Genomic DNA, 22,471 nt, shown 5'->3' on the forward strand with positions numbered 1-22,471 from the left:
TAAAGTTATAATACTAAGGAGGTATGGTTAATATGCCAGTAGCCGCTATTATAAGGGAAGAAATAGAAATTCCTGAAAGTGTGACCATTGAAGTAATTAACAACGAAGAAGTAGTTGTTAAAGCTGGTGGGAAAGAACTTAGAAGGATACTATCGTACCCTGATGTAGTTATAAAAAAAGAAGACAATAAAGTAGTAGTTGAAAGTCTTTACCCAAGGAAGAAACAAGCTGCAATTATTGGAACTTTCGCATCCCACATAAAAAATATAATTACAGGAGTAAGCGAAGGATTCGAATATAAGATGAAAATAAGATATGCCCACTTCCCTATGAAAATCAGTGTTAAAGGTAATGAAGTAATTATCGATAACTTCTTGGGAGAAAAACACCCAAGAAAAGCCACAATTATGGAAGGAGTTAAAGTTAAAGTTAGCGGAGAAGATGTAATTGTTACTGGAATAGATAAGGAAAAAACAGGACAGACCGCTGCAAACATTGAACAAGCAACAAGAGTTAGGGGAAGAGATACCAGAGTATTCCAAGATGGTATCTACATAGTGGAAAAAGCAGGCAAAGTATTGTAAGATTAGTGAATCTACATAAAATGTGCATAACCAAGTTATAGTATGCCCAATATCCCCAATAATAATTAAACGATATTGGTTTTATTTATCCTTGGTAGAGTGTAATTCGTTCGTAGATTTGCTACAAATAATATGTGTAAATTAAAGATAAATAATAAATATATAATAAATCTTTGATTTGCCTAGTATCGAAAAAACGGTGGTCTCATGAGTAAAAAGAGATTAATGAGATTAAAACTCAAAATGAAACAGAAAAAACCTGATTTCAAGAGACAGGAATGGTTCAAATGTAAAAGAATCGGAACAAGTTGGAGACGAACAAAAGGTCTTCACAGTAGTATGAGGAAACAATTGACCCATAGGTCTGCTATTGTTAAAATTGGATACAGAAGTCCTGTTGAAGTTAGAGGATTACATCCATCAGGTTTGGAAGACATAATTATACACAATGTAAAGGAATTAGAAGCATTAAACCCTGAAATTCAAGGGGCAAGAGTAGCTTCAACTGTTGGTAAAAGGAAAAAAATAGACATAATAAAGAGAGCAGAAGAATTGGGAATCAAAATATTCAATATATCCAAAAAGAAACAGGATGAATTATTGAATCCTAAGGCAGAGGAAGTAGCGGAAAATCCTGAAACCGAAACAGAAGAAACAGAAACAGAAGAAAATTAATAATAAAATATTATTATTCTTATAGGTGGTATAATGGATATATCAACCCAAAGAAGAATTGCATCCGATGTATTGGATTGCGGTATTGATAGGGTATGGATAGACCCTGAGAATTTGGACAAGGTTAAATTTGCCATAACCAAAGATGACATCAGGGCATTAATAAAAGACGGTATTATTGTTAAGAAACAGAAAAAAGGGATTAGCTCAGGAAGAGCTAAAAAATTGAAAGAACAGAAGAGGAAAGGAAAGAGGAAAGGACAGGGTTCAAGAAAAGGGGCAAAAGGTGCAAGAACACCTAAAAAGAGGAAATGGATAAACACAATAAGACCATTAAGATGTATGTTAAAGGAGCTCCGAGAAGAGGAGTCAATTGAAGTATCATCTTATAGAAAATTATATAGGATGGCAAAAGGTGGGGCATTCAGAAGTAAAAATCACATGAAATTATACATGGAAGACCACGACCTTCTTAAATAAATAATTGAGGTGCAAATATGGCACACGGTGCTAAATATAGGGTCCCTTTTAGAAGAAGAAGGGAAGGAAAAACGAATTTCAGATTAAGATTAAAGTTATTATTGTCAAGAACACCAAGATTAGTTGCGAGAAAATCATTAAATAATATAGTAGCTCAAATTGTTGAATATGATGAAGTTGGAGATAAAATTGTTGTTTCTGCACATTCCAAAGAAATTGTAAAATTGGGATATAAAGGACACTGTGGAAATGTTCCAGCAGCATATTTAACTGGATTGTTATTGGGTAAAAAAGCACTTAAAGAAGGAAATGAAGAAGCAATTCTTGATTTAGGACTAAACAGTGCTACAAAAGGAGCAGCTGTTCTTGCTATCTTAAAAGGAGCTGTTGATGCAGGTATGGATATTCCACACAGTGAGGAAATACTTCCTGGAGAAGATAGAATAAATGGTTCCCATGTGAAAGAATACGCGGAGCTCCTTAAAGTAGAAGACGAAGAAAAATATAATAAACAGTTTTCAAAGTATTTGAAAAACGGATTAAATCCAGAAGATTTGCCAGAACACTTTGAAGAAATAAAAGAGAAGATTCTCAGCTTATAATGGTGATTACAGTGGCGGCTGAAAAAAAGAAATTTAATGTAGATGCTTGGGAACCTAAAACCCAGGTTGGAAAAAAGGTAAAAGAAGGAACCATTACAGATATAGATTATATAATTGATAATGGCCTTCCTTTATTGGAGCCTGAAATTGTTGATGCCCTTTTACCTGACCTTGAAGAACAAGTTTTGGATGTATCTCTTGTTCAAAGAATGCATAAATCAGGTAGAAGAGCAAGATTTAGGGCTACGGCAGTAGTTGGAAACAGAAACGGGTTTGTCGGAGTAGGAATGGGCAAATCAAAAGAAGTAGGTCCTGCTATTAGGAAAGCTATTGCCCATGCAAAACTATCACTGATTAAAGTAAGAACTGGATGCGGTTCATGGGAATGCGGTTGTGGAACAGCTCATTCAATTCCATTTGCAGCAAAAGGTTCATGCGGTAGTGTAAAAGTTGAATTACTCCCTGCACCAAGGGGAGTAGGATTAGTAGCAGGAAATGTTGCGAAAGCAGTGTTGGGTCTCGCAGGTATAAAGGACATTTGGACCAAAACATTTGGAGACACAAGAACAACCTACAACTTCGCCATTGCTACATTTGATTCACTCAATAATCTTAACTTTGTTGGGTATTTGCCAGAGCATAAAAAGACTTTGGGAATTAACGAAGGAAGAGTATAATCAATTGAAAAAAATATATCTTCCTTAAATGTTTATAATTTATGGATATATTTTTATTTGCATTTAATTGAATTTTAATGTAAAAACCCTTCAATTGATATTGTATGTTAGATCTATATTATAATTAAAATATAGATTATAATTCATAACATATTATTTTAATAATATTGATGTTGGATTTGCTAATAGTGGAAAAATATATTAGATTATTATTTTATATGTGCTGGATAGATATGTATAAAATAATATTTTATCTTTAATAATAAAGGTGATTAATTTATGGCTTACGCAGTTGTAAGAATCAGGGGTAGCGTAGGTGTCAGAGGGAGTATTGCAGATACTCTTAAAATGTTAAGGTTACACAAAGTAAATCATTGTGTAATAATCCCAAACACCGAAACATACAATGGTATGATAAATAAAGCAAAAGATTTTATTACCTACGGTGAAATCGACAAAGACACCCTCATAAAAATGATATTAAAAAGAGGAAGATTATCCGGAAATAGGAGAATCGACCAAGAAACAGTTAAAGAATTAATGGGCATGTCAGTTGAAGAATTGGCTGAAAAAATCGTAAACGAAGAAATTCTTTTAAAAGATACACCCATAAAACCAGTATTCAGATTACATCCTCCAAGAAAAGGACATAATAAAGCAGGAATTAAAAAGTCCTTTACAGTAGGTGGAGCTTTGGGATACAGGGGAGAAAAAATAAGCGAATTATTGAAAAAAATGATTTAATATTTATTTTTTTTTCGTTATATCCCGTATCGTAAGATATGGTTAATAACCATTTCATACATCAGGTGATTACCCTATGATAAGAAAAAGTAAAAAAATAACAAAATTAAGAGGAAGTAGAACCTGTGGTTATGGAGCTGCTAAAAAACATAGAGGGGCAGGCCATAAAGGAGGTAAAGGTTTAGCTGGTGTTACAAAACATAGATGGATTCACACAGTTAAATACATGCCAGACCACATAGGTAAATATGGTTTCAAAAGACATTCCAGTTTAATAAAAGAGTTAAAAGTAATTAACTTGGGGCAGTTGGATGAAATCGTATCTAAAAACAAAGAATCCTTTGAAATAGTAGATGGAAAAATTGTAATTGACATTACCACATTAGACTATGAAAAGGTTTTAGGAAAAGGTAAAATAACCTGTCCTATGATAATAAAAGCAGTAGAATTCTCAGAAAGTGCAAAAGAGAAAATAGAATCTGCTGGTGGAGAATTTGTTGAATTATAATTTATTAAAAAAAATTCCCATTTTTTTATTATTATTTATCATTTTTAACGATGATAAATATTATAATTCTAATATTATTATTTTTAAATTTAATGTATTTAAATATGTCGAAACATCTTTTTTTAATATTTGTCCTTTTTTTAATATTTGTCGCTATTTTTATTTAATTTTACACGATTTACGATTGTGGCGCTGTTCAAAAAGCTTTTAAGTTTTGTAAGTATGAAAAGATTAGTTTATTATGTATTTCAATTAGCTAGGGCTCCATGCAGGGAGCTCCTTAACAGGCATCATATATTTATATTATATTTTCATATTTCTATTTAATAATTAATATTGGGTGATAATTTGGAAGAATTTCTAAAAAAAATAAGACCAATTCTTGAATATATTCCCGAGGTGCAAAGACCTATACGGGAAATAACATTTAAAGAAAAATTAAAATGGACGGCTTTGGTCTTAATAGTTTATTTTTTGATGGGAACCATTGACATATATACCGCAGGGGCAACAATTCCAGCCCAATTTGAATATCTACAAACAATATTTGCATCAAAAATAGGAACATTAATTACGCTAGGTATTGGACCTATTGTTACAGCAGGTATTATAATGCAGTTATTGGTAGGTTCTGAGCTTATAAAATTAGATTTATCAAAACCAGAAAATAGAGCCTCATTCCAAGGACTTCAAAAATTATTTGGTATATTTTTATGTTTTATGGAAGCAATAATGTTTGTTAGTGTTGGAGCATTTGGAGCATTATCTGGGAGCACAATGTGGTTAGTAATAGCCCAAGTTGCACTTGGTGCCATATTGGTAATATATTTAGACGAAATAGTTTCAAGATATGGTATTGGTTCGGGTATTGGATTGTTTATTGCAGCGGGAGTTTCTCAAACAATATTTGTTGGGGCTTTTGGGCCTGGCGGGTATCTTTGGAAATTCTTTGATGCCATGGTTCAAGGGGCAATTGGAACAGCATTTGAGTTTTTACTTCCAATATTGGGAACAATAATAGTTTTCCTAATAGTAGTATATGCTGAAAGTATGCGGGTTGAAATTCCACTTGCACACGGTAGAGTTAGGGGTGCAGTTGGAAAATATCCTATAAAATTTATATATGTATCAAATTTGCCGGTAATTCTTGCAATGGCATTATTTGCAAATGTCCAATTAGTTGGGTTAATGGTGCAAAGTAAATTGGGTTACCCATTACTTGGTAGTTTTGTAGATGGTAGGGCAGTAAGTGGGATTGCCTATTATTTTGCTACTCCCTATGGATTAACAAGCGTTCTTGCAGACCCGATTAGGGCAATAATATATACAATATTAATGATAATATTTTGTATAATATTTGGTATGTTCTGGGTTGAAACATCTGGATTAGATGCAAAATCCATGGCAAAAAAAATGGGAAGTATGAATATGGCAATTAAAGGATTTAGAAAATCCAATAAATCAATTGAAAATAGATTAAAAAGATATATATTGCCAATAACTGTAATGAGCTCCGCATTTGTTGGGCTGTTAGCATCGGGTGCAGATTTTATGGGGGCATTAGGTGGGGGAACAGGGGTATTACTTACAGTATCTATTGTATATAGAATGTATGAACAGCTTGTTCAGGAGCAAGTATCGGAGCTCCACCCCGCACTTGGAAAATTCTTGAAAAAATAAATTTTAATTAAAAATATAAATATTTTAATATTTAATATTTAATATTTAATATTTTTAAAATGAATTCCATGAAAATATGATGTTTTCAAAGGAAATTATAGTAAATTTCCTAGTGGAAATGATTATATAATATTGCAATTAATCCGCATAACATAGATAAAAACCACACAACAAATACAATATTGTATTCTTTCATTGGTTTTTTCATTAAAAGGCATCTCATAATAGATAAATATCCTCCATCAACGAATAATTTTCCCTCTTTATTGATTTTAGTTGGGCTTTGTTTTTCTCTGTTTGTAAATCCAGTGGATAACTTTAATAGTGCATCAATGAAATGTGGCAACATAATTATAATAAGTTCGGGAATAAGATTTTTCCAAATTGCAACAGTTGCCAAAAATGCACCTATTGGCAGAGTTCCGACATCTCCGGGAAATACTTTCGCAGGATATTTATTTAATAAAAATAATCCAAAATAACAGGATACAAATATCATAACAACATTAAATCCAGAAATATCCCCATTTAATAACAAAATAAGCCCTAAAAATATTGCAGAAATTATTCCTACTCCAATTTCAAGCCCATTAAATCCTGCAAGCATATTTGTAAAATTTGAATATATTGCAATCCCCAACATAGCTATTATCGTATGAATAACATCTAAACCCAAAAATAGGCTAACTGGAATACCAACAAGACTCATAGCTATAAATTTTACCTTCGAGGACAATTTATAAATGTCGTCCAATGTTCCAATTATTCCAGATAATAACAATACAATTGATAACAATGGGGCATAGGCCAATAAAATTAATGAACTCAACGATACAGGAATAATTCCTCCCATTTCTGCAATTTTCTTGTTATTTTGTTTATGCAAATCAATACCATATTTATAATTTACCATTGTTTTTATAAAAATATTTATAAATATATATGACAATAATCCAAATAATAAATAAGATATAATATAATATGCATAACTACCAATATCATAAATCATAATAATCACAATATAAATTTTATCTAGTATGTTCGAGAACATCTTTATAGCTAATCTTTGATTTGCTTAACTTTGTATTAATGGATGTCATAGGTAATTATTATGGGTATTTTAAGAATATTACATTTAATCATTTTGACCCATAATAAACAAATTTTCGAACACACTAATTTTAATATAATTAGTATATATTTTATTAAATAAAAACCATATGCATATAGTATGTTTGGGGGCAGTAAAAATTCCAAAGGAATTTTGACACTACTCGAAATGGAAAAGTTTGATTTTTCAAACATGCCCTATATAAAATTAGGTGGCACAATGGAACAAATTAAAAAAATAGCAAAATTCATAAACAATCACAGCTATTTAAAAACAATATTGATTGTATTGGTTATAGCATTAATGAGTTTTCAATTAAGAGCTCAACCTGCTGACATGGGATTTACAGACAATCAGCAATTAAAAGAGATGTTTGCTGATGAAAATGGTAGAATGTATTTAATTGCATTAGACCCCTATTATTATCTTAGATTGGCAGAAAATTATAATAATAACGGACATTTGGGAGAAACACTAAAAGAAATTAATGGGGAGAAGGTTCCGTATGATACAATTCAATATGCTCCACCGGGACACCCTGCACCAAAAGATGTTCCTACAATTACAATGGTAACGCTGGCAGTTTATGATATTTGGCATTCATTTGATTCAACTGTGTCTATAATGAATGCGGCATATTGGGTTCCAGCATTATTGAGTATGCTGTTGGGAGCTCCTGTATTTTTCATGATTAGGAGAATTACCCAAAGCAATATTGGAGGAATTGTTGGAGCAACAATTATAAGCACAAGCCCAGCTTTATTATATAAAACATCAGCAGGATTTGCAGATACGCCGATATTTGAGGTTTTACCTATATTATTTATAATATGGTTTATTATGGAGGCAATCCACAACCAAAATAATTTAAAAAAATCTTTAATATTTGCATCACTGGCAACCATTGCAATGACTTTGGCAACTAAAATGTGGGCAGGTTGGTGGTATGGTTATTATATCTCCGCTGGATTTTTATTGATATACTCAATATATTCTATAATAATTAAAAAATATGACATAAAATCAATAGTAAAAGCTGAAAATATAAAAAGTATCCTTTCAATTGCAGGAATATTTATTATTGGAAGTGCATTATTAATATCATTATTATATGGCGTGGATACACTTATGGGGGGGATAATGTCTCCTATTGGTCAGCAAGCCGCCCTCACAACAACGGAACATGCATCAGGTTGGCCTAATGTATATACTACTGTTGCGGAATTAAATAAGGTAGATATGAACACAATAATAGGGAGCTCCGCAGGAAGTAAATATTTATTTGTGGCAGGAATTATCGGAGTATTGGCATCATTTGTATCTATGAGATATCGAGGTAAAAAAGAAGATAATATAATTAAATTTGATGTAAAATATGCCCTTATATTGGCAATTTGGTTGGCAATAACATTTTATGCGGCAACAAAAGGAAATAGGTTTATTGGATTAATGGTTCCACCATTATCAATAGGTATCGGAGTATTTGCGGGACAACTTGATAATATTATTAAAATAAGAAATGATGATTTAACAAAATGGATTTTATATCCGATAATTGGATTATTGGGGCTTATTAGTATTATCGGAATAAAGTCTGAAATATTAAATATATTATTGCCTACAACCTATGTTCCTATTGCGGCATATGGGTTTTTGGCATTAGTGGCAATACTTGCTATTTATAAAATGGTAGATATAATAGCTTCAAATAAAGATATGCAAATTAAAAAATTAATTAGTATATTGTTGGCAATAATATTGGTAGTTCCATCACTGGCAAGTGCAGTTCCGCTAGCAACTGTTCCAACTTATAATGATGGCTGGAAAGAAGGATTAGACTGGATAGCAACAGAAACACCAGATAATTCAGTAACTACCTGTTGGTGGGATAATGGACATATATATACATGGGCTACTCGAAAAATGGTTACATTTGATGGAGGAAGTCAAAATTCACCACGGGCATATTGGGTAGGAAAAGCATATTCTACTTCTGATGAAAAATTGGCAACAGGGATATTAAGGATGATTGCTACAAGTGGAGATAGTGCCTTTGATGGAAGTAGCATATTGATGAAAAAAACAAATGGCAGTGTTAAAGAAACCACCACAATATTAAATAAAATATTGCCATTAAATAAATCTTCGGCATATGCGGTATTAACTAACCAATATGGATTAACCGACGAAGAAACAAAAGAAGTATTGAATTTAACACATCCGGAAAATCCAAATCCTGATTATTTAATTACATACAATAGAATGACAGATATTGCATCTGTATGGAGTATGTTTGGTAATTGGGATTATGGTCTTCCAGCAGATACACCAAATGACAAAAGAGAAATGGGATTCTTCGCTAAAACTAATGGAGAGGGATATATGGTAAATGATACCTTAGTTGTAAAGGTTGTATCTCAAAATGATGGAAATTATATGGCAATGGATGCGATATTAATTCAAAATAATACAATGGACTCATATAATTTGGTGTATGATTTAAAAACACAAAAGCTTGTTAGTCAAAAACCATCACAATATCATAAAATAATAATTTATGATGGAACAAAGATACAAGAAAAACAATTCAACGAAAACGGAACATACAGTTTATTGATTAGACTAAATCCTGTTGGAAATAATAAATATTCTGCAAATGCTTGGATATCTTCGAAAAATCTTGAAAATAGTGTATATTCAAAATTGCATTTCTTTGATGGTGCAGGATTGGAAAATATGGCTCTTATTAAAGCCTCAATTGACCCAACAAATCAAGGAGTTCAACCAGGATTTAAAATATATAAAGTAGATTATGGAACTGAATATTTAAAATAATAAATAATATAACATCTTTTTATATTTTAAATTTTATCATATGTATGTTCTGGAACTTTTTACATTATAGTTTGGGAAATAATATTATATTTTATTATTTTACAGCGTATTTTTAAAATGGATTATTTTTATTTTTAAATTATATATATTTAAATTATCTCTAAATTTTCCAGGGAAATATTTATACGATCGTAAAAATCGCTTTGCGATTTTAAGATATTGGCCTTATTATTAATATTATTATATTACTTGGTATTGTTATTATTATATTATGGTGATTTTATGGTAGTCGAAGTTTTAAGGTTAGGCCATAGGTGGGGCAGAGATAAAAGAATATCCACTCATGTAGCCCTCACATCCAGAGCTCTGGGGGCCGATAAAATATTATTTGTAAGTAATGATGACCATGTAAAAGATAGTGTAAATAGAATAGTCGAACAATGGGGCGGTGATTTTAAGTTTGATGTGGTGGATTCTTGGAAACAATATATATGGTCATTCAAAAAAAACAATGGAATAGTAATTCATTTAACTATGTATGGAGAAAACATAAATGAAATAATGAAAAAAATAATAGAAAAAAGACAAGAAGGCAAAGACAGTAAAAATATATTAATAATTATTGGTGCGGAAAAAGTTCCAAAAGAGGCTTATGAATTGGCAGATTACAATGTATCGGTTGGAAATCAACCCCATTCAGAAGTTGCCGCAATAGCCATATTATTGGATAGATTATTTGAAGGGAGCTCCCTATATAAAGAATATCCAGATGCAAAAATAAAAGTTAATCCTTCGGATAGATATAAATCGGTCGAAATACGGTAAAAAATTATCTCAAAAAATCCAAAGATTTTTATACGATTTTGGGTGAAAATATGATGTTAAGCGATAATGATATAATTAAAGAAATTGATTCAGGAGGTTTGGTAATAGAACCTTTTAATAAAGAATTTGTTGGACCCTGCTCCTACGATATTACACTTGGAGATGAATTTATAGTATATACAGATGAAGTTTATGATTTAAAGAAAGAATTAAATCATAATAAGTTTAAAATAGAAAACTCCATAATGGTATGCCCATTATGTTATGAATTAGACGATGAAAAAATAGAATATTTTAAAAATAAATACGGCGTTGATGTTGTAGTTAAAGGTGGATTGCTTGGAACCACAACTGAATTTGTGGAGCTCCCCAATGATATATGTGCCCAGTATCAAGGTAGAAGTAGTTTTGGTAGGGTGTTTTTACAATCACACCAAACAGCGGGATGGATTGACGCAGGTTTTAAAGGTAAAATAACTCTTGAAATAGTGGCCTATGATAAGCCGGTAATTCTTTATAAAAATCAAAGGATAGGACAATTAATATTCTCTAAAACCCTAACGCCTGCAAATATTGGGTATTGTGATAGAAAAGGCTCTAAATATGGGGGACAAAATTCTGTAAATGCATCACTTATACACAAAGATGAAATATAAATAATATATTATAATATATCTAACATATTCTTGGTACTAAAAAAGAATAATAATATTTAATAGATATTTAACAGAAAATAAAAAATAAAATAAAGAGGATAAAATGTTTAACTCAGCGGAAATAATAGAAACAATTACAATGATAGAGCATGAGCACTTAGATATAAGGGCAACTACAATTGGAATTAATTTAATGGATTGTATTAGTGAGGATATTGATAAACTCAACGAAAATATATACAATAAAATAGTGGATAAGGCAGGAACGCTGGTGAAAACTGCTGAAACCGTATCAAAAAAATATGGTATACCGATAGTAACAAAAAGGGTATCCGTCACACCAATAGGTTCAATTATTGGAAGTGCAATAAAAAATCTAGAACAGGAGGATGCAATTAACTGCTGTGTAGAAGTTGGAAAAACACTTGATAAAGCAGCAAAAGATATAAATATTGATTTTATCGGAGGATACTCCGCATTAGTTCAAAAAGGAATGACAAAAGGAGAATTAGCTTTAATAGAGTCTATTCCTTTAATGATGAAAGAAACTAGCACAGTCTGTTCTTCAATAAATGTGGCATCTACGAAGGCAGGTATAAATTTAGATGCTGTTAAAAAGATGGGGGAAATAATAAAAGAAACCGCTACCACAACAAAAGATGCTCTTGGATGTGCAAAACTTGTAGTATTTGCAAATGCACCAGAGGATAATCCATTTATGGCTGGGGCATTTCATGGTGTAGGGGAAGGAGATGCCGTTTTAAATGTTGGGGTATCTGGTCCGGGTGTAGTTCGTGCAACAGTGGCAAGATTAGACAACAAAGATATCGGAACTGTATGCAATGAAATCAAAAAAACAGCATATAAAATTACGAGAATGGGGGAATTAATTGGAAGAGAAGTTGCAACTGATTTAAATATACCATTTGGAATTGTGGATTTGTCATTAGCTCCGACACCTGCACCAGGGGATAGTATAGCAAATATATTGGAGGAAATAGGGCTTGAAAGATGCGGAACACATGGAACAACAGCTGCACTGGCACTATTAAATGATGCCGTTAAAAAAGGTGGGGCAATGGCGGCTAGTTATGTGGGCGGTCTCAGTGGTTCATTTATTCCAGTTAGTGAAGATGCAGGAATGATAAGGGCCGTAAATGATGGGGCCCTAAGTATAGACAAACTTGAAGCTATGACCTGTGTATGTTCTGTTGGATTGGACATGATAGCAATTCCGGGAAAAACACCAGCTTCAACAATATCTGCCATAATCGCAGACGAAATGGCAATAGGAATGGTTAATAAAAAAACTACTGCGGTTAGGGTAATTCCAGTTCCTGGTAAAGATGTTGGTGATTTCGTTGAATATGGTGGATTATTGGGAACAGCTCCAATTATGCCTGTAAATGAGTATTCCTCAGAGGAATTCATAAACAGAGGAGGAAGAATACCTGCTCCAATTCAATCAATGTTAAATTAAAAATAAAATCTCAATAAAAAAAATAAATATATAATATGTAATGAAATATATATAATAGTAAAATAATATTTCATTACAACTAAATGAATAATCATATAAACCAAGGTTTTAAGATTATTTAATATATTTATTTAATATATATTATGGGTTGATAATATGTCAAAAAATAAACAGGATGCAGGATTAAGCACAAGTGCAGGACTTGTTAGATATATGGATGAAGATGCATCAAAAATAAAAATAGCTCCTGAAAAAGTATTGGGAATTACAATTTCGATAATGGTTCTACTGTTTATATTAAATTATGGGTTGTTGGCATAAATATTTTGGGAGCTCCCGGGGTTCCAATATTAACATATTTTTTTACGATATATTTTTAACAAATTACCATTATATTTATCATAATCAATATTATCAATATATTCAAAATCAAAATATTTTTTTAATTCTTTTCCAAGGTCGCCAGACAATATAAATTTAATATTTTTATTGGAAAGATATTTTTTAATGACTTTTGACAATTTTTCAATATTTATTTCTTCGCAAGTGCAACCAAAATCTCCGCCAATTAAAATATATCCATTTTTATTATCAAAATCATTTATAAACTCGTTTATAAAATCATTAATTGTATTATCTATTGATTTTACATTTAACCCAGGATTTATATTTTCAATTAAATAACAATTATTTTCTTTTTTAACAACATTCATTCTACCATTTATTTTAAATGATTTTATTTTATCGACAATGGTATCAATATCCATAAAATTTTTACAAATTTCAATCCCAAATAATGAATTTTCAATAAAATGACTTCCAAAAATGTTGTTATTAAATTCAACTATTTTATTATTATATTCATAACGAAGCGGATATTTTGATAATAACTCTGTTTTATTTATATCAATTACAGTATCTATATTTTCAAAGATATCTGATTTTAGTAAATTTTTATTAACGAATTTTTTATTTGCATTTTTTAGTGTGGAACATTTAGCCATAAAAGCATCTTTCCTTCCTTTTGCAATGGGATAATTTTCAAGTATATTTGTAATTGCACCATATTCGCAAGAAGTTAGCCCCAAAGATACTTCAAAAATGAAAATATCGTAAAAATCAATTTTATTTATTTCATTTAAGTAGTTAATACAATTTAATATTGAAACTGGTGCAATAGAACCTTTATTGCTGTTATTTAGATATGTGTTATATTCTTCCCTTAATATATGGTTAATTAGCTCCGTTGTTGTGGTTTTTCCTTTTACTCCTGTAATTTCTATAAATTTTTTATGTATGCTTCCATATTTTTCTTTTATTATTTCAGATGTGGCATCATGAAATGACATAAAATCCACATCTATGGGGCAGTGAATGGGGGCTATAATTTTATCATAATTATTAAATTTTGGTTCTTCTGTGGATTTTAAAATATTTATTTTATTAATTTCTTTGAAATTAATATTATTTAAAAAATTTTTTTCTTTATCTAATTTTCCGTATATGTCCCATATTGACACACCATAACCTAATTCAATATACTCTTTTGCCAACTCGGGAGCTCCGTGATTAACATCGATTATTAGCATAGACATAATGATACCTTTAAATTTTTTTAAGGAGCTCCTTTGGATAATCCGATAATGATTTCATCGTTCTATTGAGCCCCATCCCACAACCCAATCCAACTTTTTTTGCAAATTCTATGTCTATTAAATCGCTTGGAGCATGGGTATCGGTATTTATTACCGTTGGTATGTTGTATTTTTTGGCAATATTTTGAACGAATCCATTTGTTAAAGAATGTCCCCTTCTTGCCGTAATCTCTAAAAATATATTATTTTCTACAAGATTTTTAGCTGTTTCGTCGTCAATAAATCCGCCGTGTGCTAAAATATCCACATCGCCACATAATGAGGCATAATAATTAGTTTTTTCCTCAACTGGTTCTACTGGGGTTTCACCATGAACAACCACAATTTCAGCACCAATATCTTTACATTTTTTTGCCATTGTTTCAATTGATTTTGGAGGTATATGTGTGAGCTCCACACCAACTATTAATTGAATATCCCAGTATTTTTTTAGCTCCTCTTTTGCAAGGGTGGTTTTTTCAATCAATTCTTTATAATTACTTGCATCGGCATGGTCGGTTATTGCGATTGTTTTATGGTTTAAAACTATTGCCCTTCTAAGGAGCTCCGAAGGAATTAATTCACCATCACTAAAAACTGTATGGGTATGGAAGTCGTATCTCATTATATCGCCTTGATAAAGTATAGTCAATCTTCGAACTGTTTCACTATATTTTCGTAAATAGGACTATATTCTATCCAACTAATTATTTGGACAAATAAAGGGACAGTTTTTGAAGATTAACTATAATGATTAATTATTTATAATGATATTTTTATATTATTTTCCATATTATTTTATATTATTATTTCCTATTTATAATATATATTAATATTTATTTTAATCAAAATCAAGGTGAAATTATGCATAAAATTTGTGTTATAGAAGGAGATGGAATTGGTAAGGAAGTAGTTCCAGCAGCAGTATCCATATTAAAGGCAACAGGCGTAGATTTTGAATTTATAAATGCAGATGCAGGGGACGAAGTATTTGAAAAAACAGGAGTTGCTTTGCCAGAGGAAACAGTGAAATCCGCAAAAGAATGCGATGCCGTATTTTTTGGTGCAGCGGGAGAAACAGCCGCCGATGTAATCGTAAAATTAAGAAAAATATTAAATACTTATGCAAATGTTAGGCCTGTAAAGGCATACAAAGGTATAAACTGTTTAAATAGCGATATTGATTATATAATTGTAAGGGAAAACACAGAAGGATTATATAAAGGAATAGAGGCAGAAATAGCAGATGGAGTTTATACGGCTACAAGAGTAATTACAGAAGAGGCATGCGAAAAAATATTTAAATTTGCATGTAATATGGCAGAGGATAGGAAAAAACAAGGTATAAATAACGGCGAAATAACATGTGGTCATAAAGCTAATGTGTTAAAATTAACCGATGGAGTATTTAAAAATAAATTTTATGAAGTTGCTAAACAATACTCAGTAAAACCAGAGGATTATTATGTTGATGCCTTAAATATGTATCTAATAACAAGACCAGAAACATTTAATGTGGTTGTTACCTCAAACCTTTTTGGAGATATTTTATCAGATGGTGCAGCTGGAACTGTTGGAGGGCTTGGTATGGCTCCATCGGCAAACATCGGAGATGAATACGGATTATTTGAACCGGTTCATGGTTCAGCACCAGACATAGCAGGTAAAGGAATAGCTAACCCAACAGCTACAATTTTAACGGCAATATTAATGTTAAGATATTTAAATGAAAATGATGCAGCTGATAGGGTGGAAAAGGCACTTGAAGAAGTTCTTGAAAACAAATTAACCACGCCAGATTTAGGGGGAAGCTTAACAACGACACAAATGGCAGAAGAAGTTGCTAAAAGAGTTTAATTTATTCCAATAAATAAAAAATATAAATGGTGATTAAATGTATAATGCTACAATAATTATAAAATTGAAAAAAGGAGTATTAAACCCAGAAGGTAGAACAGTATTAAGAGCTTTGAACCATTTGGGATATGACGGCGTAAAAGATGCAAAAACCTTTAAATGCGTTGAATTAACACTTGACGGAGATAATGAGGAAGAAGTATATAATAAAGTTGATGATATGTGTAAAAAGTTATTGGCAAATCCTGTTATTCATGATTATGAAATAACATTAAAAAAAGTTGAATAAATTAATATTTTTTTATTTTTTTTAAAATGTTTTTTGGGAGCTCCCTTATAACAAAATGGAAACTCCTTCTAAAATGATAAAAAGATTAATTTTAAACATTAAAACAAACAAGATGACTTTATATTATTATTCGGCTTTATCTATTTTTAATAATACGGCATCTTCTGGTGAATAGTGCTTATATAGTAAATAAGCTAAGTTAAAGAACCCGGCAGAGATAATAAACAATATAATATGCAATAATATACCCCCATAATTTCTTTTCCAAACTTCCGCACTATCCTCCTGTCTTCTTTTTATATTATACCCCATTGCAAGATAATCGCTTATTTTATCCTCTAATTCAGTTTTATTTTTTACTCTCTGTATTCTTAAATTTGCCATAATATATCGCCTTTTATTTTTTATACTATTAAAAAAGAAAAATAGTTTTTTATTTTATACTATTTTTAAAGTGATATATGCTTTGAAAGTACATATATATCGAAAAAAATAAAATAAGAATTTATAAATATTATTTATTATTATATGCCTTTGAATTTCTTTTTAATAATTAAATTTATTCTTTCACACAAAACCCTAAAATCCTCCTCACTATGTCCAACGGTTATACTAACTCTTAACCTCTCCATACCTTTTGGAACTGTTGGATATCTAATTCCTACACAGAAGATATTATTTTTTATTAATTGTTCTGCAATATCCATAGTTTTTTCTTTAAAAATGAACGGATAAATAGGCGTTAAATTATTTTCCTCTATTAAATTATGTTCTTTAAAAATTTTATTTGCAAGCCCTATATTTTTTTGCAATTTTTTTGTTGGAGCTCCTTCTTCTATGAGCTCAAAACTTTTAATACATCCACTAACAACAGACGGCGGAAGGGAAGTAGAATATATAAAACTTCTGGAAGTATTTATAAGGTATTCAATCACTTCCTCAATACCACACACAAAACCCCCCAATCCACCAACAGCCTTTGACATCGTTCCTATTTGGATTATATTATCTGATGGTTTTAAATTAAAATGTTTTAACGAGCCTTTTCCATTTCCTAAAACCCCAGTGCCGTGAGCGTCGTCTATTATCAATATCCCATTGTATTCATCGGCAATCTTTTTTAATTTATCCAGTGGAGCAATATCTCCATCCATGGAAAATACTCCATCTGTGATGATGAATAAATTATTGTAGGAGCTCCTATTCTTTTCAATTAAATCAATTAAATTATCCATATCGCAGTGGTTATAAATTAAAACGGCTGATTTACTTAATTTGCACCCGTCTATTATGGAGGCATGATTTAATTTATCGCTTAAAATCAAATCTCCCTTTTTACATAATGCACTAATTACCCCAACATTTGTGGCATAACCTGAAGAATAAATTAAACTTCTTTCTGTTCCTTTAAATTCAGCTATCTTATGCTCTAATAATTGATGGTTTATATCTCCCGCCGTTAATCTTGAACCCGTTGAACCAAAACCATATTTTAATCCTCCCTCTTTTATGGCATCTATTATTTCCTTATTGGTTGATAAACATAAATAATCATTTGAAGAAAAATCTAAATAATTTTTGTTATTGTATGAATTATTTTTTCTTAAAAATCTGTATAAATTATTATCTTTTAATTTTTTTAATTGTTGTTGAAGCTGTGATTTTAGCATGATTTTTCCCTATGTCCGCTTTTAATTATTTAATAATATATGGTTTATTTTCCAATTTATAAATTAAATCCTCAATATTTGTATCATTTTTAACAAAAAATACCCTCCCCCCATTTTCGTTTTCTTGTTTTAAATTGGTAATTCTAAAATATCCGTTCTTTGTAGCCACATATCCTGTGGTATATGAATTATTATCAGAGGTGCATAACTCTGCAATTACTCCTAAATTTATTACCTTAGATGCTATTGCAATGGCATCAACTGTTCTATCTGTTCCAATATTGTTTTTTAAAATTTTTTCTTTTAATTCCTCTGTTGTGGAGATGTTTTTAACCCTTACACCTCTTTCTTTATCGGGCTCTAATCTTTCCCCATTTAAATTTAAAATGGGAGCTCCCCTCATTCCCCCATCATCTATTATTTTAAATGATTTTTCTATTAATTTATCGCTTATTCCTTCGTTTTTTAATAGGTTTTTTGCCACCCGCCTTGCATCCTCTTTATTTTTGCAGTTTATTGTTTTTATGGGCAATGCATCAATATAAATTATATCTTTTTTATTTATTTTATCAATCTTTATATTTATAAAATCGGGAGCTCCCAACTCATGCTCCAAAGCTCTTTTAATATATCCAGCGGTAATATTTTCAATATTTTCTTTTTCCATTACTATCGTTTCCGCCCCTGAAATGTGTTTATCTCCTTTTGATGCTCTCATTTTAATAGAGAATGCCATATTATCACCATTGTTATTTTTATTATATCATTATTCATTATATGATATAATATAATTGTCATGATTAATCATTATACTAAATAAGCCCAATCTGTCATTATTTATCATTAAAAACATTTGTAATGATTTATAATGAGCAAAAAGGTATATATATTAGTTTGTTAATAGTATAATATACAAGAAAAAGAATAATTGGGAAAAAACAAATATATGAGTGGGTGATTATATGGATGCAAGAATTACAAAACCTATGACAAATAGCGTTGTATTAAATAAAATCGTAAAAGATACAGAACTTATATCAAATGATATTAAAAGACCGTTTAGAGGGGACGCTTTAGTTAGTGTTATGGGTATGGTTGTAGGAGCTCTAACAATAGCTTCAATATTATTGTAAGATTATATTATTATTAGGGAGCTCCCTAATAGAGAGATGGACTATATTACTGTGATTATTTATTTGAGGGGTCATATATAATCATGGCATTATTTATACAAAAAGTTATTTTTGAACCTATTTTAAGTTTCATTTTATCCACATGGCATTTAACTACTTCACATATCAAATTTAAATTATTGGCATCTATTATTATTTGATAGGTGCATAAGCTTGAATGAAATATTTCTATTATTTTTCCAGAATACATATTTTCATTTCTATAATGGCATTTGCAGTTATTTATTATCATTATTTCTTCAGGCCTAACTCCAAGCAGTGCTTTTTTATATATTTGATTTTTGCTATTATCAATAAATTTGGTGATTCGTTTATCATTACCATTCAATTGAATGGTTATATTTTCATTTTTAAACAGATATATTTCTTCATTTTCATTTAATTGTTTTATAACCCTTCCATTTAATAAATTCCTTAAACCAGTAAATTTTGCCACAAATTCAGATTTTGGATATCGTAATATTTCTTTTATATTTCCCATTTGTTCGATTTTTCCCTTATTTAATATCGCTATATTGTTAGAAAGAGCAATAGCTTCATTAAAATCATGGGTAACATGAATAATCGTAGTTGTGGTATTGTTGGAATTATGGTATATTTCCCTTAATTCATATAATAATTCTTCATGTATCAATCTGTCCAATGAGCTTAATGGTTCATCAAGAAGTATTATTCTTGGTTCCATTGCAAGGGCCATTGCAAGAGATACGCGCTGTCTTTCGCCCATACTTAGATTTTTTGGATATCTGTTCAATAAATGTTTTATTTTTAATGTTTTTGCTATATTTTCGATAATTTCTATTTTATCATTTTTATTGCTATTATTTTTAATACCCAATTCAATATTTTTACTTATGGTTAAATGTGGAAATAAATATTTTCCATTACATAATGCAATATTTCTTTTATTTATTGGTTTGTTTGTGATGTCTTTCCCATCAAGAAGTATCGTTCCACTATCTGCTTTACTAAATCCCGCCATAATTTCCAATAGCGTAGTTTTCCCGCTACCACTTAGTCCAAGAAATATAAAATAATCATCATCTTTAATGGTAAGATTATCAATTTCCAAAGTAAAATCATTTAATTTCTTTTTTAAATTTTTTATTTCAAGCATAATTTCCGCTCTTTTTCATTATATATAGTTAATCTTCAATACTGTTCCTAATCCGTCCAATTATAATTGTTTCCTTTGGAAGCGATTTAAATCTCTAAATTTTACCTGTAAAATTTATACGACCTCATTAGGAGTTTTGAGAAATTATTAAATAAAATCTCTTCGAGATTTTATACAAAAGCATAGCGTTTGTAGATGAATTTCTCTGTTTTTAGTAATTATCGTAGATTTTAGCTTTTAATCGTAGCACTGAAAAAGACCGAAGAATTACTATACTTACCATTCCTACTGCCCTGCTTTTATTTTTCCTGCCGTTTTTTATTATTTTATTATTTTCCTAATTCGCAAAATCTCTCTATATTAAATAAATTTGCAACTCCTGCAATGGTGGTCCCATAAAATATTATTCTTTTATTGTATTTTTCTGCCAATTGCACTATTTCATTAAGAGTTCCATTTGCCGCTGTGCTACCTGTGCATAACACAATATCGGAGCTCCCAATTATGTGTTCATTCATATCTCCATGATAAATTATAGTTCCATGCTTTATCCTACCTACGGTTTCAAAATTTAAATCTGATACAAGAACGGCTTCGGCCCCAAATGTTTCAACCATCTGTTTTATAAATGCAGGTTGATATCCTATTATTCCAATTTTTATTTCGCCAATGTTTTTTTCAGGGAGCTCCTTTATTAAAAATTCCGAAAGTGCTTTGCCACATTTCTCAGGTTCATTACAGATGCAATGTTCGGTTCTATCAATTTTTTTTAAATATCTCATTATCGCATTAAGTGTGGCTATAATTTGGGGCATATTGTTGTTATCCAATACTTCCTTAATAGTTCCCTTAAATTCTCCGGTATTGCCTGTAAAGGCATCACCAACACAGCCTTTAAAAAATGCTCTTAATAGTGATTCTTTTGCATTTAATAATGGATAATCGTTTATATTTGTAGTATCTAGCTCCACATTTACGGGCTTTATTTCAATATTTTCATTTAATAGATTGTTTTCTTTTACAATTTTTTCAAGCTTTTCTTTAATTTGCATAATTTCACCATATCCCCATTCATTTTCATTATTGTTTTTATCGACATTATTATAATTATAGCCATCACAAGAAATATAAATGCTATTGACAATGCTAAATCCACATTTCCAATGGATATATTGAGAAATACGGCAATAGGCAGGGTTTCGGTTTTCATCTTTGTAGCTCCTGCAAGCATAAGAGTTGCACCAAATTCCCCCATAGCTCTTGCCCACGCAAGAATTATCCCGGCCATAACTCCATTTTTTGCCATTGGAAGCACTATTTTAAAGAAACTTTTAGTTTTACTTAATCCTAAACTTTGGGCAGTATATTCATATTTTTCATCTATTTCCTCAAATATGGCTTTTGATGTTTTTATTATAAATGGAGAGGCGACAAAGAATTGGGCAACCACTATTCCCGCGGGGCTAAATATTATATTAAATATATTGTCTGATATTGTCCTTCCAATTATCGTATCTCCAAAAAATACCAAAAGGGCAAATCCGGATACAAGCGGAGGAAGAATTACGGGCAAATCTATCAAGCTATCAACTACAATTTTACCTTTAAAATCATATCTTGCAAGATAATATGCCGAAGGAATTCCAATAATTGCTCCCATAATTGTAGCAATTGATGCCGTTCCAAGACTTAACTTAATGGCAAACCGTATTTCTTCAGATAATAATGCAGTTACAATGCTATCTGGTGTGGTTTTACCAACAATAGCCAAAATAATAAATAAAATTAAAGTAATAAAAATAAATAATAAAAACGACGATATTATATTAATTATATTCATAATATCCCCTATTA

The 22,471-nt window shown here is 30.5% G+C and carries 25 protein-coding genes; 16 read left to right on the top strand and 9 right to left on the bottom strand.

Translation table 11 applies throughout. The annotated features are described in order from the left end of the window. The first annotated feature begins 32 nt into the window (after nt 1-32). The 8 genes from MAEO_RS07185 to secY all read left to right on the top strand — a co-directional run bounded on the left by MAEO_RS07185 (nt 33) and on the right by secY (nt 5,950). On the top strand, nt 33-584 hold the full coding sequence (locus tag MAEO_RS07185; protein ID WP_011974108.1) for a 50S ribosomal protein L6: 552 nt from the start codon (nt 33-35) through the stop codon (nt 582-584). 207 nt (nt 585-791) lie between these two features. After that, nucleotides 792-1,259: a 50S ribosomal protein L32e gene (locus MAEO_RS07190; RefSeq protein ID WP_011974109.1), complete on the top strand. Its 468-nt coding sequence runs from the start codon at nt 792-794 to the stop codon at nt 1,257-1,259. 33 nt (nt 1,260-1,292) lie between these two features. Continuing rightward, nucleotides 1,293-1,739 carry a 50S ribosomal protein L19e gene (locus tag MAEO_RS07195; RefSeq protein WP_011974110.1) on the top strand — a complete coding sequence of 149 codons (447 nt, stop codon included), beginning with the start codon at nt 1,293-1,295 and terminating at the stop codon, nt 1,737-1,739. Nucleotides 1,740-1,756: 17 nt separating this feature from the next. Then, nucleotides 1,757-2,341, top strand: coding sequence for a 50S ribosomal protein L18 (locus MAEO_RS07200; RefSeq protein ID WP_011974111.1), 585 nt, complete (start codon nt 1,757-1,759; stop codon nt 2,339-2,341). Beyond that, nucleotides 2,341-3,018 carry a 30S ribosomal protein S5 gene (locus MAEO_RS07205; protein WP_048062406.1) on the top strand — a complete coding sequence of 226 codons (678 nt, stop codon included), beginning with the start codon at nt 2,341-2,343 and terminating at the stop codon, nt 3,016-3,018. The genes MAEO_RS07200 and MAEO_RS07205 overlap by 1 nt, the downstream gene beginning before the upstream one ends. A gap of 279 nt (nt 3,019-3,297) precedes the next feature. Further along, entirely contained in the window at nt 3,298-3,762 is a 465-nt protein-coding gene (locus MAEO_RS07210; RefSeq protein WP_011974113.1) for a 50S ribosomal protein L30, read from the top strand. A gap of 76 nt (nt 3,763-3,838) precedes the next feature. Further along, the gene (locus MAEO_RS07215; RefSeq protein WP_011974114.1) at nt 3,839-4,270 is read left to right on the top strand and encodes an uL15 family ribosomal protein; all 432 of its coding nucleotides are present in this window, start codon (nt 3,839-3,841) and stop codon (nt 4,268-4,270) included. 348 nt (nt 4,271-4,618) lie between these two features. Further along, nucleotides 4,619-5,950: a preprotein translocase subunit SecY gene (secY, locus tag MAEO_RS07220; RefSeq protein ID WP_011974115.1), complete on the top strand. Its 1,332-nt coding sequence runs from the start codon at nt 4,619-4,621 to the stop codon at nt 5,948-5,950. Between the two features lie 109 nt (nt 5,951-6,059). Here the strand turns inward: secY and MAEO_RS07225 are convergent, their stop codons facing one another. Continuing rightward, nucleotides 6,060-6,959 (bottom strand): MraY family glycosyltransferase, encoded by a 900-nt coding sequence (locus MAEO_RS07225; RefSeq protein ID WP_011974116.1) that lies wholly within the window; start codon nt 6,957-6,959, stop codon nt 6,060-6,062. A 321-nt stretch (nt 6,960-7,280) separates the two neighbouring features. Between MAEO_RS07225 and MAEO_RS07230 the strand changes: the two genes are divergently transcribed. The 5 genes from MAEO_RS07230 to MAEO_RS07250 all read left to right on the top strand — a co-directional run bounded on the left by MAEO_RS07230 (nt 7,281) and on the right by MAEO_RS07250 (nt 13,178). Then, a complete protein-coding gene (locus MAEO_RS07230; RefSeq protein WP_011974117.1) occupies nt 7,281-9,896 on the top strand; it encodes an STT3 domain-containing protein in 2,616 nt (871 codons plus the stop codon). 282 nt (nt 9,897-10,178) lie between these two features. Next, nucleotides 10,179-10,721 (top strand): tRNA (cytidine(56)-2'-O)-methyltransferase, encoded by a 543-nt coding sequence (locus MAEO_RS07235; RefSeq protein WP_011974118.1) that lies wholly within the window; start codon nt 10,179-10,181, stop codon nt 10,719-10,721. A 50-nt stretch (nt 10,722-10,771) separates the two neighbouring features. Continuing rightward, entirely contained in the window at nt 10,772-11,377 is a 606-nt protein-coding gene (gene dcd / locus MAEO_RS07240; RefSeq protein ID WP_011974119.1) for a dCTP deaminase, read from the top strand. 103 nt (nt 11,378-11,480) lie between these two features. Beyond that, complete coding sequence (locus tag MAEO_RS07245; RefSeq protein WP_011974120.1) at nt 11,481-12,857, top strand: PFL family protein; 1,377 nt, start codon at nt 11,481-11,483, stop codon at nt 12,855-12,857. Nucleotides 12,858-13,013: 156 nt separating this feature from the next. Then, nucleotides 13,014-13,178 (top strand): preprotein translocase subunit Sec61beta, encoded by a 165-nt coding sequence (locus MAEO_RS07250; protein ID WP_011974121.1) that lies wholly within the window; start codon nt 13,014-13,016, stop codon nt 13,176-13,178. A gap of 29 nt (nt 13,179-13,207) precedes the next feature. Here MAEO_RS07250 and cfbE read toward each other — a convergent pair whose 3' ends face one another. Both cfbE and MAEO_RS07260 read right to left on the bottom strand, forming a co-directional pair. After that, entirely contained in the window at nt 13,208-14,446 is a 1,239-nt protein-coding gene (cfbE, locus tag MAEO_RS07255; RefSeq protein WP_048062407.1) for a coenzyme F430 synthase, read from the bottom strand. Nucleotides 14,447-14,462: 16 nt separating this feature from the next. Then, the gene (locus MAEO_RS07260; RefSeq protein WP_011974123.1) at nt 14,463-15,116 is read right to left on the bottom strand and encodes a histidinol phosphate phosphatase domain-containing protein; all 654 of its coding nucleotides are present in this window, start codon (nt 15,114-15,116) and stop codon (nt 14,463-14,465) included. A gap of 239 nt (nt 15,117-15,355) precedes the next feature. Here MAEO_RS07260 and MAEO_RS07265 point away from each other — a divergent pair, with 239 nt between their 5' ends. Both MAEO_RS07265 and purS read left to right on the top strand, forming a co-directional pair. After that, nucleotides 15,356-16,348, top strand: coding sequence for a 3-isopropylmalate dehydrogenase (locus MAEO_RS07265; protein ID WP_011974124.1), 993 nt, complete (start codon nt 15,356-15,358; stop codon nt 16,346-16,348). A gap of 37 nt (nt 16,349-16,385) precedes the next feature. Next, the gene (gene purS / locus MAEO_RS07270; protein WP_011974125.1) at nt 16,386-16,637 is read left to right on the top strand and encodes a phosphoribosylformylglycinamidine synthase subunit PurS; all 252 of its coding nucleotides are present in this window, start codon (nt 16,386-16,388) and stop codon (nt 16,635-16,637) included. 126 nt (nt 16,638-16,763) lie between these two features. Here the strand turns inward: purS and MAEO_RS07275 are convergent, their stop codons facing one another. The 3 genes from MAEO_RS07275 to MAEO_RS07285 all read right to left on the bottom strand — a co-directional run bounded on the left by MAEO_RS07275 (nt 16,764) and on the right by MAEO_RS07285 (nt 19,043). After that, on the bottom strand, nt 16,764-17,021 hold the full coding sequence (locus MAEO_RS07275) for a hypothetical protein (protein WP_011974126.1): 258 nt from the start codon (nt 17,019-17,021) through the stop codon (nt 16,764-16,766). 140 nt (nt 17,022-17,161) lie between these two features. Then, the gene (gene bioF, locus MAEO_RS07280) at nt 17,162-18,307 is read right to left on the bottom strand and encodes an 8-amino-7-oxononanoate synthase (RefSeq protein WP_011974127.1); all 1,146 of its coding nucleotides are present in this window, start codon (nt 18,305-18,307) and stop codon (nt 17,162-17,164) included. Nucleotides 18,308-18,332: 25 nt separating this feature from the next. Continuing rightward, the gene (locus tag MAEO_RS07285) at nt 18,333-19,043 is read right to left on the bottom strand and encodes a 6-carboxyhexanoate--CoA ligase (protein WP_011974128.1); all 711 of its coding nucleotides are present in this window, start codon (nt 19,041-19,043) and stop codon (nt 18,333-18,335) included. Nucleotides 19,044-19,269: 226 nt separating this feature from the next. On the opposite strand from MAEO_RS07285, the gene MAEO_RS07930 reads away from it, so the two are divergent. Continuing rightward, a complete protein-coding gene (locus MAEO_RS07930; RefSeq protein WP_011974129.1) occupies nt 19,270-19,440 on the top strand; it encodes a hypothetical protein in 171 nt (56 codons plus the stop codon). A 55-nt stretch (nt 19,441-19,495) separates the two neighbouring features. Here MAEO_RS07930 and MAEO_RS07290 read toward each other — a convergent pair whose 3' ends face one another. The 3 genes from MAEO_RS07290 to MAEO_RS07300 form a co-directional block, all read right to left on the bottom strand. Beyond that, nucleotides 19,496-20,617 carry an ATP-binding cassette domain-containing protein gene (locus tag MAEO_RS07290; RefSeq protein WP_011974130.1) on the bottom strand — a complete coding sequence of 374 codons (1,122 nt, stop codon included), beginning with the start codon at nt 20,615-20,617 and terminating at the stop codon, nt 19,496-19,498. A 329-nt stretch (nt 20,618-20,946) separates the two neighbouring features. Next, nucleotides 20,947-21,672 carry a Rossmann-like domain-containing protein gene (locus tag MAEO_RS07295; RefSeq protein ID WP_048062547.1) on the bottom strand — a complete coding sequence of 242 codons (726 nt, stop codon included), beginning with the start codon at nt 21,670-21,672 and terminating at the stop codon, nt 20,947-20,949. Next, nucleotides 21,636-22,457, bottom strand: a complete 822-nt coding sequence (locus MAEO_RS07300) for an ABC transporter permease (protein ID WP_048062408.1) — start codon at nt 22,455-22,457, stop codon at nt 21,636-21,638. The genes MAEO_RS07295 and MAEO_RS07300 overlap by 37 nt, the downstream gene beginning before the upstream one ends. Nucleotides 22,458-22,471 lie beyond the last annotated feature (14 nt).

Source organism: Methanococcus aeolicus Nankai-3 (genome assembly GCF_000017185.1).
Lineage (GTDB): Archaea > AGJL01 > Methanococci > Methanococcales > Methanococcaceae > Methanofervidicoccus > Methanofervidicoccus aeolicus.